The following is a 16735-nucleotide window of genomic DNA, read 5'->3' as shown; positions in this document are numbered from 1 at the left end:
GGAAGTTCGGAGGTGCGGCTCGCTCAGACGAGCGCCGGGACCTGGACTGCGGGCGTCATGTTCGCATCCGCCGGCGGAGCCGCATGCCCGTACCGGGGCGTGGGGATGGCATCGATGAGGGCCCGCGTGTATGGCTGCTCGGGATGCGCGAGCACCTCGGCAACCCGTCCGGACTCGACGACCCTGCCGCCCTGGAGCACCGACACCGTGTCTGCGACCTGGCGGACGAGTGCGAGATCGTGGGAGACGAACAGGTAGGTGAGCCCCAGCTCAGCCTGCAGCTGGAACAGCACCTCGAAGATCTCCGCCTGCACGGTCACGTCGAGGGCGGAGGTCGGCTCGTCGAGCACGAGCACGTCCGGTCGGAGCACGAGGGCGCGCGCGATGGCGACACGCTGGCGCTGGCCGCCGGAGAGGGCAGACGGCTTCCTGGACAGGAACTCCGCGCCCAGGCCGACGGACGCGAGGGTGGCCCGAGCCTTCTCGGCGCGCTCTCGCTTGTCGCCGACCTTGTAGCGGTCGAGCGGCTCGCGCACGATGCGCTCCACACGCCACGTCGGATCGAGGGAGGTGAACGGGTTCTGATAGACGAGCTGCAGGTGGCGGCGGATCTCGCGGAGCTGCTTGGGAGAGCTGCCGTCGACTCGCTCGTCGCCGACGCGGATCTCGCCGGCGTCCGCCTCCTCGAGGCCGAGCAGGATGCGGACAGCCGTGGTCTTGCCCGAGCCGGACTCCCCCACGAGCGCGTGCGTCGTGCCTGCCCTCACCGCGAACGACACGTCGTCCAACGCCGCGACCCGTCGCTCCCCGACCGAGAAGCTCTTCGATACGCCCGTGAGCGCGACCTGCTCGGTCGCGGCGCCGCGGCTGTCGCGCTGCAGCAGCGAACCGTAGCGGTCGGGGTTCAGGGCGGGGGCATCCTGCCGCAGACGAACCGTGTACGGCGACGTGGACTCGGTGAACACGTGCTCCGTCGCGCCGGCCTCCTGCACCTCGCCTCCCTTGAGGACGACGATCTTCTGCGTGCGCTCGGCCGCGATCGCGAGGTCGTGCGTGATGAGCACGAGCCCGATGCCGAGTTCGCTCTGCAGCTCGCTGAGCACCCCGAGGATCCGCTTCTGGATCGTCACGTCGAGCGCACTCGTCGGCTCGTCCGCGATGAGCAGCTCGGGGCTCGGCAGCACGGCGAGCCCGATGAGCACACGCTGCAGCATGCCGCCGGAGAGCTGGTGGGGGTAGGACTCGTACACGCGCTTCGGGTCGGGCAAGCCGACCCGCTCGAACGTCGCGAAGATGAGCTCCCGCTGCTCGTCGCGGGAGAGGCCGTCGACGAGGTCGGCCGCCTCGTGCGCCTGGGAGCCGATGGTGCGCACCGGGTTGAGGGCGTTCGCCGGGTCCTGCGGCACGAAGCCGATGCGGGTACCGCGCAGGGGGCGGAACTGGCGCGGCGAGTACGCGAGCACGTCCTTCCCCTCGAAGCGGATGCTCCCAGCCGCTCGACCGCCGTCCGGCAGGAGACGCAGGATCGCGCGGGCGATCGTGGACTTCCCGGACCCGGACTCGCCGATGAGCGCGAGGCTCTCGCCACGATTCAAGGTGAAGCTGACGTCGGAGACGACCTCGCTCCTGCCGTACGCGACCGACAGGTTCTCGACCTGCAGGAGGGGCTGGGCGGAGGATTCGGGAGCGGGTGCGGATGCAGATGCAGATGCGTGGGTCATTGCGCGCCTCTCGTGCGTTCGGTCAGGACGTCTGCCGGAGCCACCGGCTGATTCGGTTGACGGAGAGCACCGTCGCGATGGTTACCAGGGCAGGCCACAGCACGAGCCAGGGCGCCCGCGGGTAGTCCTTGCCGTTGGAGATGAGCAGCCCCCAGTCGGACGCGGGCGGCGGGTCGCCGTAGCCGAGGAACGCGAGGCCAGCGATGACAAGGATCGAGAGCCCGAACTGCAGCACCGCGAGCGCCAGGACGGAGCGAGACGCGTTCGGGAGGACGTGGCGGCCGAGCACGTGCCACTTCGACCCGCCCTGGAGGTAGGCGGCCTCCACGAACGTGGCCCGCCGCGTCTTCAGCACCTCGGATCTCATGACGCGGGCGAACACCGCCACGGCGGAGACGCCCGTGGCGATCGCGGCGTTGATGGTCTGAAAGCCGAGGGAGGAGACGATGACGACGGCCAGGAGAAAGCTGGGGATGGCGAGCAGCACATCCACGAACCTGGCGAGCACCGTGTCGGTCCAGGAGCCGATGAACCCGCCGATGAGACCGATCGCGCCGCCCACGACGACGCCGATGATGACGGCGACCAGCGCCGACGAGATCGAGGACTGCGTGCCGAAGACGACCCGGGCGAACTGGTCGCGTCCGAGGTGATCGGTGCCGAACCAGTGCTGCGGGCTGGGCGCCAGGAACTTGTCGGCGGGGACGCCGTCGACCGGGCTGGAGGAGGTGAAGACGCCGGGCAGCAGCGACCAGGCGAGCACCAGGGCGATGACGACGAACGACAGCACGACCGTCGGGGGGAAGACGCCGATCGCGCGAACCTTGAACGCGGCCCTGGGACTGCGGGAGCCGGTCGCGCCCGGTGCGGCGTTCAGAACTGCGGAGGTCATACGATGCTCGCCTCTTCCTTGAGCGGGGAGTCGGACGGTGTGGAGGAGGACTTGGGTGCCGAAGCGTCCGCGTCCCCGATGACGGGCCCGCCCTTCTTGCGGTTCCCTTCGATGTCGACGCGCGGGTCGAGGATCGGGTAGGCCAGGTCTGCGAGCAGGTTGACGAGCACGAAGACGACGGCGGCGAGGCCGACGACCGCCTGCAGCACCGGCAGGTCCTGGCTGGCGACGGCCCGCTGCACGATGCTGCCGATGCCGCTCCGCCCGAAGACGGCCTCCGTGATGAGGGAACCGCCGAGCAGCTCGCCCACCGTGAGTGCGAGCACCGTCACCGCGGGCAGCGCCGACGGCTTCAGGAGGTGCCGCGTGAAGAGTCGCCGCTGCGTGAGCCCGCGGGAGCGCGCCACCGACGCGTACTCCTGCGAGGACGCGTGGTCGAGGTTCGTGATGAGCACCTCCGCGATCTGCGCCGAGACCGGGATGCCGAGGGCGACGGCGGCGAAGAACGTCGCCCACGCGCTCTCCGGGTCGACGATGCGGAACAGGCCGAGGCCGAACGCGAACACGTTGATGAGGAGCAGGCCGATGACGAAGTTCGGCACCGACAGGAACAGCGACGGGAAGGCGCGCAGGACGCCCTGGCCGTAGCGGACCGGCAGCACCTGCGTGCCGAACGCGATGAGCACGGCGAGCACAACCGCCACGAGGAGGGCACTGCCCGCGAGAGCGAGCGTCGAGGGCAGCGCATCCCCGATGAGGTCGGCGACGGGCAGGTTCGAGCGCAGCGAGACGCCGAAGTCACCGACGACGAACCTCGTGAGCGAACCCCACAGCTGCACGAGCAGCGGCTGGTCGAGGCCGTAGTAGGCCACGATGCGGGCGATCTCCTCCTCCGTGAAACCGTTGTCGGGGTTGCGCAGCGTGCTCGTGACCGGGTCCCCCGGCAGCACGCTGATGACGAAGAACGTGAAGACGTAGGCGAGCAGCACGACGATGATCGCCTGGCCCGTGCGCCTCAGCGCGAAGCGCGTGTAGTTCTGTCTCATGCTGGTCCCCTCCCGCCGGCCGGGGCCTAGTCGACCCAGGCCGTGGCGTAGTTGGCGTACGCGACGCCGTTGTACGTGACGCCGTGCAGGTTCGGCGACTGCACGTACACGCGCTGCACGATCTGCGTGATCGGGGCGAAGTAGCCCTGCTCGAGCACGTACCCCTGCAGCTCGTCGGCGAGCGCCGCGCGTGCCTCGGTGTCGCTCGAGCTCGAGATGCCCTCGGCGTACTCGTTGAGCTTCGCGTCGCTCGTTCCCACGCCGAACCAGTCCTCGTCGCCCTCGTTGAGGCTGGTGAGGATGCCCGCGACCGTGCCGACGTCGATGAAGCTGCGCGTGATCTCGGTGGCCTGGATCTCGACGCCGCTGTTGAGCACACGCTCGCCGTACGTGACGACGTCGTACGCCTCGATCTTCACGTCGAAGCCGATCTTCTTGAGCTGCTGCGCCACGAGCTCGTCGACCGACTGCGAGGTGGCGAGGTAGGGGTTCGGGTAGAGCGTCACGGCGAGGGTCTCGCCGTTCTTCGAGCGGATGCCGCCAGCGCCTGCCGTCCAGCCGGCCGCATCCAGCAGCTTCTTCGACTCCTCCGGGTCGAACGCGAACGCGTCGCTGTGGTCCGTCGCCTCGGGGACGTTGCTCTGGATGAACGACTCCGCGGCCTCCCAGTCCTCCGTGTACACGGTGGAGAGGATCTCGTCGCGGTCGATGCCGTGCTGGAATGCCTGACGCACCTCGGTCTCGTTGAACGGGGCGACCTGCGTGTTCAGCGCGTAGCCGTTGACGAAGCCCAGGTAGCGGGGAACCGCGACCTCGAGGCCCTCGTCGGCGAGCGCATCCAGCTCCTGCGGGGAGGTGTTGTAGGCGACGTCCGCCTGGCCAGCCTGCACCGAGGAGGTGCGCAGCGACGGCTCGGCGACGATCTGGTAGGTGATGGAGTCGAGGAACGCGGGGCCCGTGTGCTCGAGCGCCTCCGGACCCCAGGTGTAGTCCTCGCGCTTGGTCAGGACCACGTCCTGCCCCTCCTGCCAGGACTCGACCGTGAACGGGCCGCTGCCGACGAAGTTGCTGAGGTCGGCCTGCTCCTCGGCCGGCAGCGCGATGACGGCCGGTGAGGTGAGGATCGAGCCGTGGTAGCCGAGCGTCGGGATGAAGCCGAGGGTGGGCTTCGAGAACTTCACCTCGACGGTCGCCGCGTCGACCGCGGTCGCACCGTCGTAGTTCGCGGCGGGGAACAGCCCGATGCGGTTGATGCCGCGGTCGGGGTCGCCCTTGGCCCAGATGTCGAGGTTCGCGACGACCGCCGCGGCGTCGACGGGGGTGCCGTCCGAGAAGGTCACGCCGTCCTTGAGGTGCAGCGTGTACTCCGTCGCGTCGTCGTTCTGCTCCCAGCTCTCCGCGACCCACGGGCTGACGTTGCCCTCGCCGTCGACGTACACGAGCTTGTCGGTGACGTGGCCCCAGACGTGCCCCTGGTAGCTGGAGATGGCGCTGTTGTTGGGGATCCAGCTGTCGCCGAGGGAGTCGATGAGGAACGTGATGTCGCCGCCGTTCTTCGGCTCGCCCTCCCCCGCGGCTCCCGGGGCGGCGTCGGACGTCGCGCAGGCTGCGAGGAGCGACATGCTGGCGAGCACGCCGATGGCTGCGGCGAGTTTCCGTCGGAGTCGTGGGTGTCGTGTCGACATGGTGGTGGCTGCTTTCTCGGGGTCTGCGTTGGGGATTGCGGGTGGTCGGTCGGTGGGTGCGTGTACGTGTGCGTGTGCTGGCGCTGGTGCTGGTGCTGGTGCTGGTGCTGGTGCTGGTGCTGGTGAGCGGATGCTCGGGATGGGGCGCTCGCGGCGCCGGGTCAGATGGCCTTGCCCGGGTTGAAGAGCGCGGCGGGGTCGAGCGCGTGCTTGATGGCGTGCTGCGCCTCCCGGCTCCGCTCGGACAGCTCGAGGGCTGCGAGGTCGAGCTTCGACGAGCCGATGCCGTGCTCACCGCTCACGGTTCCGCCGAGCTCGAGCGCGAACTCGGCGAGGGCGGCGGCCGCGTCGTGCAGCTGCGGCGGGACGACGGCCGGGTCAGCTCCCTCCGGGATGCGGAACGTGATGACGGGGTGCAGGTTGCCGTCGCCGGCGTGCGCGACAGCGCCCACCGTGACGCCGAAGCGCTCCTCGACGACCGGGAAGTGGGCGAAGATCTCGGGGATGCGTGACTTGGGAACGGCGATGTCGCCGCCCGCGAACCACTCGGCGGGATCGAAGCCGCGCCCTGAACGGCGCAGCTCCCACAGCGCCTCGCCGTCCTCGACGCTCTCCTCGGTGACGAGCCCGCCGACGGCTTCGAGCGCCGCGCGGAGGTCGGCGGACTGCTCGTCGATGCCGTAGCCGTCGAGCTCGATGAGCAGCAGGGCGCCACCGCGGGCGGTGAGCGTGCTGCCGCTGTGCGCGTCGATGTTCGCGAGCGTGCGGGAATCGAAGAACTCGACAACGCTCGGGCGCACGGTGCTGCGGGTGATGGCGGCGAGCGCATCCGCGCCAGCTGCCGTCGTCGCGAAGAACGCCGACACCGTGCGGCGGGCGACGGGGATCGGACGCAGGCGCACGGTCGCCGCGACGACGATGCCGAGGATGCCCTCCGAGCCGACGAAGAGGGAGACGAGGTCGAGGCCCGTGACGCCCTTGATGGAGCGGTGGCCGACGTGCACGAGGGCGCCGTCGGCGAGCACGACGTCGAGCGCGAGGATCGACTCGCGCGTCACCCCGTACTTCGCGCAGCGCAGCCCGCCGGCGTTGGTGGCGATGTTGCCGCCGATGGACGAGATGTCCCAGCTGGCCGGGTCCGGGGCGTAGAAGAGGCCGTACGGCTCGAGGTGGCGGTTGAGGTCGGCGTTGATGACGCCCGGCTCGACCACGGCGACCTCGTCGAGCGGGCTCACCTCGACGACCCGGTCGAGGCGCTCCGTCGAGACGACCAGCTGCCGCTCGTCGGCGGTCGCGCCTCCTGCGAGGCCGGAGCCAGCGCCGCGCGGCACCACCGCGATGCCAAGCTCGGCCGCCGTACGCACGATCACCTGCACCTCCGCCGCCGTGCTCGGGAACGCGACGGCCGGGCCGATGTCGATGCCGGCGAGACGGCCCCTGGTGCTCGCATCCACCGCGTACTCGCGTGTCAGCGCCGAGGGAACGCGCACCTCGAGCTGCGGCAGCTCCGCCTGCAGCTCGCCGATGAGCCGCTGCAGCGGTTGCGCTCCCTCGAGCGAGGAGAGCGGCGCGGTCGGCGCGGGGGTGGCGAGCTCGGTGGGCATGCTGGCCTTTCGACGGGAGGCGGGAGGATCCCTCGAAAGGTACGGAAGCGCCCATCGCGTGAACAGGCACCGTCGTCGCTTCCCTTCGCCGAACGTTGTCGGGCTTCAGGCGGCGTCACGGTGCGTCATCAACCACGTCAGGAAGTGGCGCACGCTCGACCCCGAGTTGCCTCACAGGCAACACGCGCGGCGGGTCGCGCCGCGGAGAATCCGGTCGCGCGGTCCAAGACGACCGGTCGCTTCCCGCGTCGACTGTCCAACATCAGTGCAGAAAGTGGCCGAACTCGGCCCTGGGGGCCTGCAACGGCCGATATTGCACTGATGTTGGACAGGCCCGCCCGGCACCCGTTCGGCAGAGCCTGCGCGCCCGCGCGCCCGCCCGCTCGACGCGAAAAGGCGGGCCGCGCGATGTGCGCGACCCGCCTCCTGCGAGTGCCGGCCCCGGCGTCCGGGTCGCAGGGACCTGGATATCGGGAGCTCGGGATGCTGGCCGTTACGCCTGCAGGCTTCCTCCGTTGGTGCGGATGACCTCGGCGTACCAGTCGAACGACTTCTTCTTGTAGCGCTCGAGCGTGCCGGAGCCGTCGTCGTTGCGGTCGACGTAGATGAAGCCGTATCGCTTGCTCAGCTGCGCCGTGCTCGCCGAGACGAGGTCGATGCAGCCCCACGTCGTGTAGCCGAGCAGCTCGACGCCGTCAGCGATCGCTTCGCCTGCCTGCACGAGGTGGTCGTTGAGGTAGGCGATGCGGTAGCCGTCATCGACGGTCTTCACGCCGTCGATCTCGACGAGCTGGTCCTTCGCCCCGAGCCCGTTCTCGACGATGAACAGCGGCTTCTGCCACCGCTCCCAGAACTGGTTCATGACGATGCGCAGGCCGGTCGGGTCGATCGCCCAGCCCCACTCGCTCTTCTCCAGCGTCGGGTTGGGCACGCCGCCCATGATGTTGCCTTCACCGGCGCCGGCAGCGGGATCCGCCGTCTCGGCGATGCTCATGTAGTAGCTGAACGAGATGAAGTCGACCGTGTTCTTCAGGATCTCGCGGTCCTCATCCGTGATGTTGAGGTCGATGCCCTTCTCCTTGAAGAGGCGCAGCGCGAAGCCCGGGTACTCGCCGCGCACGTGCACGTCGCCGAACATGAGGTTCGAGTGGTCGACGTCCATGACCTTGAGCGCATCCGCGGGGCTCGGCGTGAGCGGGTAGACGGGCATGGCGATGAGCATGCAGCCGACCTGCGCATTCGGGGCGACCTCGTGCGCGATCTTCGTCGCGAGCGCCGAGGCGACGAGCTCGTGGTGGATGGCCTGGTACAGGTCCTGCTCGCTGAGCTGCTCCTTCGGTGTGAGGATGCCACCGCTCAGGAGCGGGGCGTGCAGCACCGAGTTGATCTCGTTGAACGTGAGCCAGTACTTCACTCGCGAGCCGTAGCGCTCGAACAGCACTCGGGCGTAGCGCTCGTAGAAGCCGATGAGCTCGCGGCTCACCCAGCCGTCGTACTGCTGCGCGAGGTGCAGCGGCGTCTCGTAGTGCGAGATCGTGACGAGCGGCTCGATGCCGTGCTTCTCCAGCTCGTCGAGCACTCGGTCGTAGAACGCGAGGCCCTCCTCGTTGGGCTCCAGCTCGTCGCCCTTCGGGAAGATGCGGCTCCACGCGATCGAGAAGCGGAACGTCTTGAACCCCATCTCGGCGAAGAGCGCGATGTCCTCCGCGTAGCGGTTGTAGAAGTCGATGCCGACGTGCTTGAGGTTGTCGTCCGTCGGCCCCTCGGTCGGCGGCGCCATGATGCCCTTCGGCATGACGTCCTGGATGGAGAGGCCCTTGCCCCCGTCGAGGTAGCCGCCCTCGAGCTGGTTGGCTGCGGTCGCGCCGCCCCAGAGGAATCCGTCTGGGAAGTTCGTTGTCGTCATTCGCGTGTCTCCTTCGTTCTGCGATGCGTTGGTGCGTGAAGTCGTGCGGTGTGGATGCGGCTACTTGGCGAGCGCCACGGTCTCGACCGACTTGGCCAGGTACAGCGACTCTCCGTGCGAGATGGGACCGGTCACCTGGCTCGTGATCTCCGGGTACAGCTCTGAATTCGTGATGATGACGGGCGTCGTCACGTCGTAGCCCGCCGCCTTGACGGCGTCGACGTCGAACTCGATGAGCAGCTCGCCAGCCTTCACGGCCTGGCCGGACTCGACCTTCATCGTGAAGTGCTGGCCGTTCAGCTTCACCGTGTCGACACCGATGTGGATGAGCACCTCGGCACCGTCCGCGTGGCGCAGGCCCACCGCGTGGCCCGTCGGGAAGGCGGCTGCCACGACACCGTCGAACGGTGCGTAGACGGCGCCGGAGCTGGGGATGACCGCCGCGCCCTTGCCGAGCACACCGCCGGCGAAGACGGGGTCGGAGACCTCGGACAGCGCAACCGCGGTGCCGTCGAGGGGGCTGAGGATCTCGAGGTCGTTGCTTGCGGCCTTGGCCGGAGCTTCCTCCTCCACCGGGTCCTTGAAGCCGAGGATGACGGTGAGGAGGAACGACACCACGATCGCCGCGACCAGGCCGAGGCCGAGGAAGACCATGTTGCCGTTGCCGAAGAGCGCAGGCAGCGCCAGCCCGGAGGGAACGACGAAGGCGGTGGAGAAGACGCCGCCCATGGCGATGATCGCCCCGCCGAGTGCGCCGCCGATGACGCCGAAGATGAAGGGGCGCTTGAGGGGCAGGTTGATGCCGTAGATCGCGGGCTCGGTGATGCCGGCGAGGAAGCCGGACAGCGTGGCGGGTGCGGCGAGCGACTTGAGCTTCTTGTCGCGGGTGCGGACCCACACGCCGGCGACGGCAGCGGACTGCGCGAGGACGGCAGCGAACACCGGGCCGATCAGCAGGATCTGACCTGTTGCCTGGAACTCGAGAGTGAACAGCGGCACGAAGCCCCAGTGGAGTCCGAAGATGACGAAGACCTGCCACAGACCACCCATGATCGCGCCGCCGAGCCACGGGACGTTCGCGAAGATCCAGCCGATGCCCTCGCCGAGCCATCCGCTCAGGAGCGCGGAGATCGGGCCGACGACGACGAACACGAGGGGCACCGCGATCAGAACCACGATCATGGGCGTCAGGAAGCGGCGGACCGAGGAGTGCAGCTTCGCGTAGAGGAACTTCTCCGCGTAGCTCTGCAGCCACACGATGAGGATGATCGGGATGACGCTGGAGACGTAGCTGACCATCGTGAACGGGATGCCGAAGAACGTCAGTCCCTCGGCTCCGACCAGCGGAGTGATCGTCGGATAGACCAGCGCGCCGGCGATCGCGAACGAGGTCCACTCGGAGGCCTTGAAGTAGCGTGCCGCCGTGATCGCGAGCGCCATCGGCAGGAAGTTGATGAACGCGTCGGAGAGCGCGTTGAGGACGAGGTACGTCGACGTGTCGGTGGCGATCCAGCCGAAGGTCGCCGCGGCGGACAGGAATGCCTTCAGCAGACCGGTGCCGGCGAGCGCCCACAGCAGTGGGGTGAACAGCGCCGCGATCATCGAGATGAAGCGGTTGAAGAGGTTCTTCTTCGGCTCGTCGGGATCGACCGTCGCCGTCTGCGTGCCCGCGACGAGGTTCGAGATCTTCCCGAGCTCGGCGTACACCTCCGGGACCTCGTTGCCGATGACGACCTGGTACTGGCCGCCGGCCTCGGCCGTCGTGATGACGCCCGGGATGGCCTTGACAGCGGCCTTGTCGATCTTCGCGTCATCCCTGATCGCGAAGCGCAGCCGGGTCATGCAGTGCACGACCGACTTGACGTTCTCTTCGCCGCCGACGCCCTTGAGCACATCCGCTGCAACTCTTGAGTGATCCATGGGACCGCTCTCCTTCTCCCGCCATCGGCGGCAATTCGGTCTGGAGCCCCTGGGCCGAACCGGCAGATTTTGGGCAACAAAAAAACCTGAACTCGAACACCGCCATTTCGGCGATATGAGTTCAGGTTTTGCCCGCTTGACCGGTAACAATCCAAGGATTCCGCAGGACTTCATTGCCCTGCGGCAGTCACTCTAGCATCGGCTCCACGTCTGTGCCATAGGCAATGTGCTGCGCGAGCCGTTCGATGTGGACCGTCACGTACAGGAGCTCCTCGTCGGTCAGCTCGACCCCCGTCGCCTCCCGCACGTACCCCTTCACCTGCTCGGCGATCGCGAACGAGCGCGGGTAGGTGCGCTTCGTGAAGTCGAAGAACGACGAGTCCGTGGAGCGGAGCATGCTGCGCGACACGAGCCGCTGCAGGAGGAACTGGATGTGCAGCACGAAGCGCGCGTAGTCGTGGCTGTCGACGTCGAGGTCGACGCCGAGGCCGGCTTCGACGGTCACGACCACGTGCTGGACGCGGCGGAAGAGCAGGGCGGAAGTGCCGTCGGGCTCGTCGCGCGTCGAGTTCAGCACGTGCATCGTCAGGAACACGGCCTCCTCCGGCGGGAGCTCCCGGTCGAGGGCCGAGGAGATGACCTTCGCCATGTGCTTCGACGCCGCGAACTCCTGCGGGTGCAGCACGCGCAGCTCCGGCATCGACGTCGCCGGAATGCGGATGCCCCGATCGAGCCGCTCGAGCACGTACTGGATGTGGTCGATGACCGCGAGGGGAAGCCGCTTGCCGAGGTCGCGTCCCAGCATCCGCTCGGCCTCGTCGACCGCGCTCATGACCGCCTCGACCACGGGGTACGGCACGGCGCTCAGCAGCTGCAGGGCCTGGTCGCCCTCGCTGCCCGTCGCGAGCACGAACGTCTTCTCCACCCTCGAGGGGTCGATGAGGTCACCCGGCTTCAACTGGAAGCCGAGACCGCGCCCCATCAGCACACGCTCCTGCCCGGCCCCATCGATCTGGATCACAACGTTGTTGTTGATGACCTTCGAGATGCCAGGAGTCGGGGAGCTTTGTGCCTTCGAGGAGCTCCTCCTGCGGGATTCGCCCATGATGGGCATTGTATTGCGCCAGGCTCGACGGCAAGCGCGGGGAGCGAGCCGGCTGGGCGGTGCACGCAGGTGGATGCACGCACGTGCACGCGAATGCACGAAACCCCGGCTCCGAGCTGGGCTCGTACCGGGGCTTCATCTTGGTGTTCTCTGCAGAGCGGAGACGAGGGGATTTGAACCCCTGGTCCCCTCAAAGGGGACTCCACCTTAGCAGGGTGGTGCACTCGGCCGGACTATGCGACGTCTCCAAGACTCACCTATCGTAGCGGGTCGCGGCGCAACTTCCGAACTGAGCGCGAGATTTCGCACGACCAACCCCGCGGATGGGGCAGTTTCACCCCGTCCTCGGCCGCAACACGGGGTGAAACCGCCCCATTCGGGCAGCGGAGGGGCGGGCGGGAGCGCGGGTGCGCGGGGAGGGTACGCGCTGGCTAGCCGAAGAGGGTCGTCGGGTTCGAGCAGGACTCCTGGTCGGCGGCCTGGCCCGCGAAGGTGGGCGCGGGGGTCGCGACGGGGGCGTTCGGGTCGACGGGCGCATCCGTCGCCGCGTCCTCGCCGGTCGTGCCATCGCCGGTGGTCCCATCGTCGGCGACCGCGCCCTCATCGCCCGGCGCACCGGCGACGGACAGCGGCTGGTCTGCCGCCAGCAGGTCCCACATGGCCGTCGCATCCGGCTCCAGCGGAATGACCCGCGAACCGTCGTAGTCGCCCGTCGGCAGCTGCACGAACGAGATCTTCGACAGGTCGACCTTGTTGAGCGCCGTAGCCATGCCCATGAGGGTCGGCACATCCGCGAGCGACTTCGTCATCTTCATGTTCTGCGTCGCCGCGACCCCGAGTCCGTACAGCTTGGTCGGGTTCGCGAGCGTGCCAGCGCTCTTCACCTCGCGGATGAGGGACGAAAGGAACACCTGCTGGTTCGCGATGCGCTGCAGGTCGCTGCCACCCACGCCGTGGCGGGTGCGGAGGAACTTCAGCGCATCCTCGCCCTGCAGCGAGTAGTTGCCCGGCTGCAGGTAGAGGCCGACGTAGTCGTCGCTGATCTCGTTCGCCACGCACACGTCGACGCCGCCGACGGCGTTCGACATCTCGATGACCCCGAGGAACTGCACCATCGCGGCGTACGGGATGTCGAGGCCGCTCATCGCCTCGACGGTCTCGACGACGCAGCCCATGCCGCCCTCGCCGAGGATGCTGTTCATGGGGACCTCGTAGCGCTCCTCCATCTGCACCCCCTCGTCGTTGGTGCACGCCGGCTGGTCGACCATCGTGTCGCGAGGGATGCTGACGACGGAGGCGTGCGTGCGGTCCGCCGAGACGTGCAGCAGCATGTTCACGTCGTTGAGCACCCCGGAGGCCGCCTCGTCGCCTTCCCCGTACTCGGCGCCCTGACCCGTGCGGTCGTCGCTGCCGACGAGGAGGATGTTGAAGCCGCCCTCGATCTCGTCGAACGCGACGGGCGGCTCATCCCCGCCCGGGTCCGGCAGCAGCTGCAGGTTGCCGCCGAGGTTCGCCGCTGCGATCCCGCCGATCGCGAGCACGCTCACGAGCGCCGCGGAGAGCGCGACGAGCAGCCCCTTGCCGAGCGAGCGAGCGGCGGAGGTGACGGGCAGGCGGCCATGCTGGGCGACCCCACCCCGCGCATCCGGGTGCAGGATGCCATCGTCACCGGCACGGTCGAAGCGCTGGGCGCTGCTTCCCCGTCGTCGAGAAGTCGTCACAGGTGCGGGCCTCCCCCGGAGCGTACGTCGAGTTCGTCAGCATAGAGCGCGCGAACATGGATCTCCTGACCCCGCGCAGGATGCCAGCAGACGCGGGTGGTCAGGAAGCGTCGATGATCAGAACAGCGACGAGCTCGCGTTGGAGCATGACTCCTCGTCGGCCCGCTGGCCCGCGAGCGTGGGCTGCGGCACGGCGCTCGTCGGCGGCGTCTCGACCGGCAGCCCCGTGGCGGGGTCGACGGGGATACCCGTCGCCGGGTCGATGGGGAAGCCGGTCGTCGGGTCGATCTCCCAGCCCGTGGCCGGGTCGATGGAGACCGTCGCGCTCGGGTCGGCCGGCGTCTCGGTGGGCTCTGGCGCGCCCGCGACCTCCAGCGACTGGTCGGTGCGCAGCAGCTCCCACATGGCGGAGGCGTCCGGCTCGAGTGGCTGCACGCGCGCCGAGTCGTACGCCGCGGTCGGCAGCTGCACGAAGGTGATCTTGTCGAGGGGCACCTGCGAGAGCGCCATCGCCATGCTGACGAGCGTGTTCGGGTCGGTCAGCGAGCTCGACATGGTCATGTTCTGCGTCGCCGCGACGCCCAGGCCGTACAGCTTGACGGGGTTCGTGAGCGTTCCAGCGCTCTTCACCTCGCGGATGAGCGCCGACAGGAACACCTGCTGGTTCGCGATGCGGGTCAGGTCGCTGCCGTCGCCCACGCCGTGGCGGGTGCGGAGGAACTTCAGCGCATCCTCACCCTGGAGCGTGTAGTCGCCCGGCTGCAGGTACAGGCCGACATAGTCGTCGCTGATCTCGTTCGCGACGCACACGTCGACGCCGCCGACGGCGTTCGACATCTCGATGACGCCGCGGAACTTCACCATCGCCGCGTAGGGGATCTCGATGCCGCTCATCGCCTCGACCGTCGACACGACGCAGTTCATGCCGCCCTCGCCGAGGATGCTGTTCATGGGGACCTCGATGGCCTCTTCCATGGCAACACCCTGGTCGTTGGTGCAGGCCGGCTGGTTCACGATCGTGTCGCGCGGGATGCTGACGACGGACGCACTCGAGCGGTCCTCCGCGATGTGCAGCAGCATGTTGACGTCGTTGAGCACGCCGTCCGCATCGGCTTCTCCCTCGCCGAACTCCGCGCCCTGACCGGTTCGGTCGTCGCTGCCGACGAGCAGCACGTTGATGCCGCCCTCGATCTCGGCGAAGCTCGCCGGCTCCTCCGAGCCGGACGGGTCGGCGATGTCGAAGGTCGTGACCTTCGACTGCAGGTTGATCCAGGCGAGCGCACCGACGAACATGACGCTGACGAGTGCGACGCAGAGGGCGATCGTCCCGGTCTTGACGACCGAGTTCGTGGGCGTCGTCACGTGCTGCTTGCCGTGGCGCGCAGAGGTCACCTTCGGGGTCTCCTCCTGCACGCCCTTGCCCGGAACGTAGCCGCGCCGAGCGCGGGATGGTCCGGGATGCGTCACAGGCGGTGTTCCTCACGTCAGGGGATTGGTGGCGGAGGGCGTGGGATTCGAACCCACGAGACATTGCTGCCCACTGGTTTTCAAGACCAGCTCCATCGGCCGCTCGGACAGCCCTCCAGAAGTGCTCAGACAACGATTCAGTATCGTTTTCGAGCTCTTCGCGTGTCCATGGTAACCGAAAGTGAAATATCTGGTTACCCGGACGTTCGACGCAGACTCACGGACGCTGCCGCGAGTACTGACGCGCCGGCTTCCCTGACAGAGCCAGCAAGGACAGGATATCCAGAGCGGTGAACGCGAGGGTAGTGCTGAACCTGATTTCCTCATCTCCTGCCCACCAGCCGCCGAACTGCAGGGCGATCGACCCGGCCGCGTAGAGCAGCAGCGTGATGCGCGCCCAGTTCACGCCACGCAGCACGAGGATGCCGAGCAGCAGCGTCGAGGAGACGACGATCCCGCCCACGACCATGCTGGCGATCCAGGCCGGCTCCGCGAGGGCCGTCGCGTCTGTCCCGGAGAGCTCGGCATCCGTCAGCACCTCGCGCATGCCGTCCGGCCCGATGAGCGCCAGCACGCCGAAGAGGAGCAGAGCGAGCAGCGCCCGACCGAAGACGACGATCGCGCCGAACGTGATGGTGATGGGGCGCCCATGCCGGCGCACCTCCTCGGCGACCGAGCTCTCGATGGGGCTCGAGGTGCTCATGGCCTCGAAGGCGGCGCGCTTCTTCGTCGATGGCGCCGATGGCGCCGGGAGAGTCGAGTCGCGGGGAGCGGATTCGAGGCGATCTGCGGGAGCACCGCTGGCCGAGGGCAGCAGCACGGGCTCGGGGACGGTCAGCGGCGCATCGGAGGTGCTCGGCAGCTGCAGCACCGGCAGGTTGCCGTCGGTGCGGATCGAGTCGCCGCCGCCGTTGCGCGAGTGGTAGCCCGTCGAGAAGTCCTTGAGCACCGCGACGGACGCCCGAGGCGTGCCCTCGAGCACTGTGGCGACGATGTGGTCGCGCTCGATATCGGTGTCGGCGTCGATCTTGTGCGTCACCTGCAGCGTGAAGAGCGAGAAGCCGACAGCACGGTCGAAGGTGCCGGCCGCGAGCCAGTCGACCCGGGTGCCGCCGGGCAGCAGCCAGCCGTCCGGGCACTTCCAGAAGCGCACGTGATGCCGCTTCGCCGGGTTGCCTGCGACCTCCTGCTGGTACGCGAAGTCCTGCTGCCGACCGAAGAGGAACAGCGGGCTGACCGGCGCCTCGTGATAGCTGCGACGGGTGACCGTCGAGGAGATGATGCCGAGGCTCGTGCGCAGCGAGATGTCGTCGGCTCGCGTCCAGCCGGCAGCGCGCATCGCATCATGCAGCTCGGCCTCGTGTCCGAGCAGCCCCAGGTTGATGGGGTCGCCGAGCAGGCCGTCGCTGGTCCGCGCCCTGCCGATGAAGTAGTCGGGCACGTACACGGTCGTCAGGATGCGGTGGATGCGCGGCAGGACGAGGTACGCGAGCAGGCCCCAGAAGGCGAGCAGCAGGAGGATCCCCCACCAGCCGACCTGGAACGAGTCATCGGCGACGAGCACCGCGAGCCAGATCGCTGCCAGTCCTGCGAAGACGAAGAAGAAGCCGTCGAGCGCTTGGCCGATGGCGGCGAGCGGGCGCCTCCGCGGCACGTCGACGGTCATGC

The 16735-nt window shown here is 68.5% G+C and carries 11 protein-coding genes and 2 tRNA genes; all 13 read right to left on the bottom strand.

Annotated elements, in window-relative coordinates:
- Positions 1–23: 23 nt before the first annotated feature.
- A complete protein-coding gene (locus ITJ61_RS14250; RefSeq protein WP_194686505.1) occupies positions 24–1721 on the bottom strand; it encodes a dipeptide ABC transporter ATP-binding protein in 1698 nt (565 codons plus the stop codon).
- A gap of 22 nt (positions 1722–1743) precedes the next feature.
- Positions 1744–2613, bottom strand: coding sequence for an ABC transporter permease (locus tag ITJ61_RS14245; RefSeq protein ID WP_104307692.1), 870 nt, complete (start codon positions 2611–2613; stop codon positions 1744–1746).
- Positions 2610–3659 carry an ABC transporter permease gene (locus ITJ61_RS14240; RefSeq protein WP_194686504.1) on the bottom strand — a complete coding sequence of 350 codons (1050 nt, stop codon included), beginning with the start codon at positions 3657–3659 and terminating at the stop codon, positions 2610–2612. Before ITJ61_RS14240 ends, ITJ61_RS14245 begins: the two co-directional genes overlap by 4 nt.
- 26 nt (positions 3660–3685) lie before the next feature.
- Positions 3686–5344: an ABC transporter substrate-binding protein gene (locus ITJ61_RS14235; RefSeq protein ID WP_194686503.1), complete on the bottom strand. Its 1659-nt coding sequence runs from the start codon at positions 5342–5344 to the stop codon at positions 3686–3688.
- 161 nt (positions 5345–5505) lie between these two features.
- Positions 5506–6948, bottom strand: coding sequence for an FAD-binding oxidoreductase (locus tag ITJ61_RS14230; RefSeq protein ID WP_194686502.1), 1443 nt, complete (start codon positions 6946–6948; stop codon positions 5506–5508).
- 493 nt (positions 6949–7441) lie between these two features.
- Complete coding sequence (locus ITJ61_RS14225; RefSeq protein WP_104244338.1) at positions 7442–8854, bottom strand: glycoside hydrolase family 1 protein; 1413 nt, start codon at positions 8852–8854, stop codon at positions 7442–7444.
- Between the two features lie 60 nt (positions 8855–8914).
- Positions 8915–10774, bottom strand: a complete 1860-nt coding sequence (locus tag ITJ61_RS14220; protein ID WP_104244336.1) for a beta-glucoside-specific PTS transporter subunit IIABC — start codon at positions 10772–10774, stop codon at positions 8915–8917.
- Positions 10775–10961: 187 nt separating this feature from the next.
- Positions 10962–11879, bottom strand: a complete 918-nt coding sequence (locus ITJ61_RS14215) for a PRD domain-containing protein (protein WP_194686501.1) — start codon at positions 11877–11879, stop codon at positions 10962–10964.
- 158 nt (positions 11880–12037) lie between these two features.
- Positions 12038–12127, bottom strand: a tRNA-Ser gene (locus ITJ61_RS14210).
- Between the two features lie 183 nt (positions 12128–12310).
- A complete protein-coding gene (locus ITJ61_RS14205; protein WP_194686500.1) occupies positions 12311–13600 on the bottom strand; it encodes an LCP family protein in 1290 nt (429 codons plus the stop codon).
- A 117-nt stretch (positions 13601–13717) separates the two neighbouring features.
- Positions 13718–15067 carry an LCP family protein gene (locus ITJ61_RS14200; RefSeq protein ID WP_104244323.1) on the bottom strand — a complete coding sequence of 450 codons (1350 nt, stop codon included), beginning with the start codon at positions 15065–15067 and terminating at the stop codon, positions 13718–13720.
- A gap of 29 nt (positions 15068–15096) precedes the next feature.
- A tRNA-Ser gene (locus ITJ61_RS14195) sits at positions 15097–15184 on the bottom strand.
- A gap of 100 nt (positions 15185–15284) precedes the next feature.
- A complete protein-coding gene (locus ITJ61_RS14190; protein WP_194686499.1) occupies positions 15285–16733 on the bottom strand; it encodes an LssY C-terminal domain-containing protein in 1449 nt (482 codons plus the stop codon).
- Positions 16734–16735 lie beyond the last annotated feature (2 nt).

Origin of the sequence: Pseudoclavibacter sp. VKM Ac-2888, from assembly GCF_015351285.1 — a bacterium.
Classification (GTDB): domain Bacteria; phylum Actinomycetota; class Actinomycetes; order Actinomycetales; family Microbacteriaceae; genus Pseudoclavibacter.
Note: the sequence above shows the minus strand (reverse complement) of the source record. Positions and strands in the feature narration are given on the sequence as shown.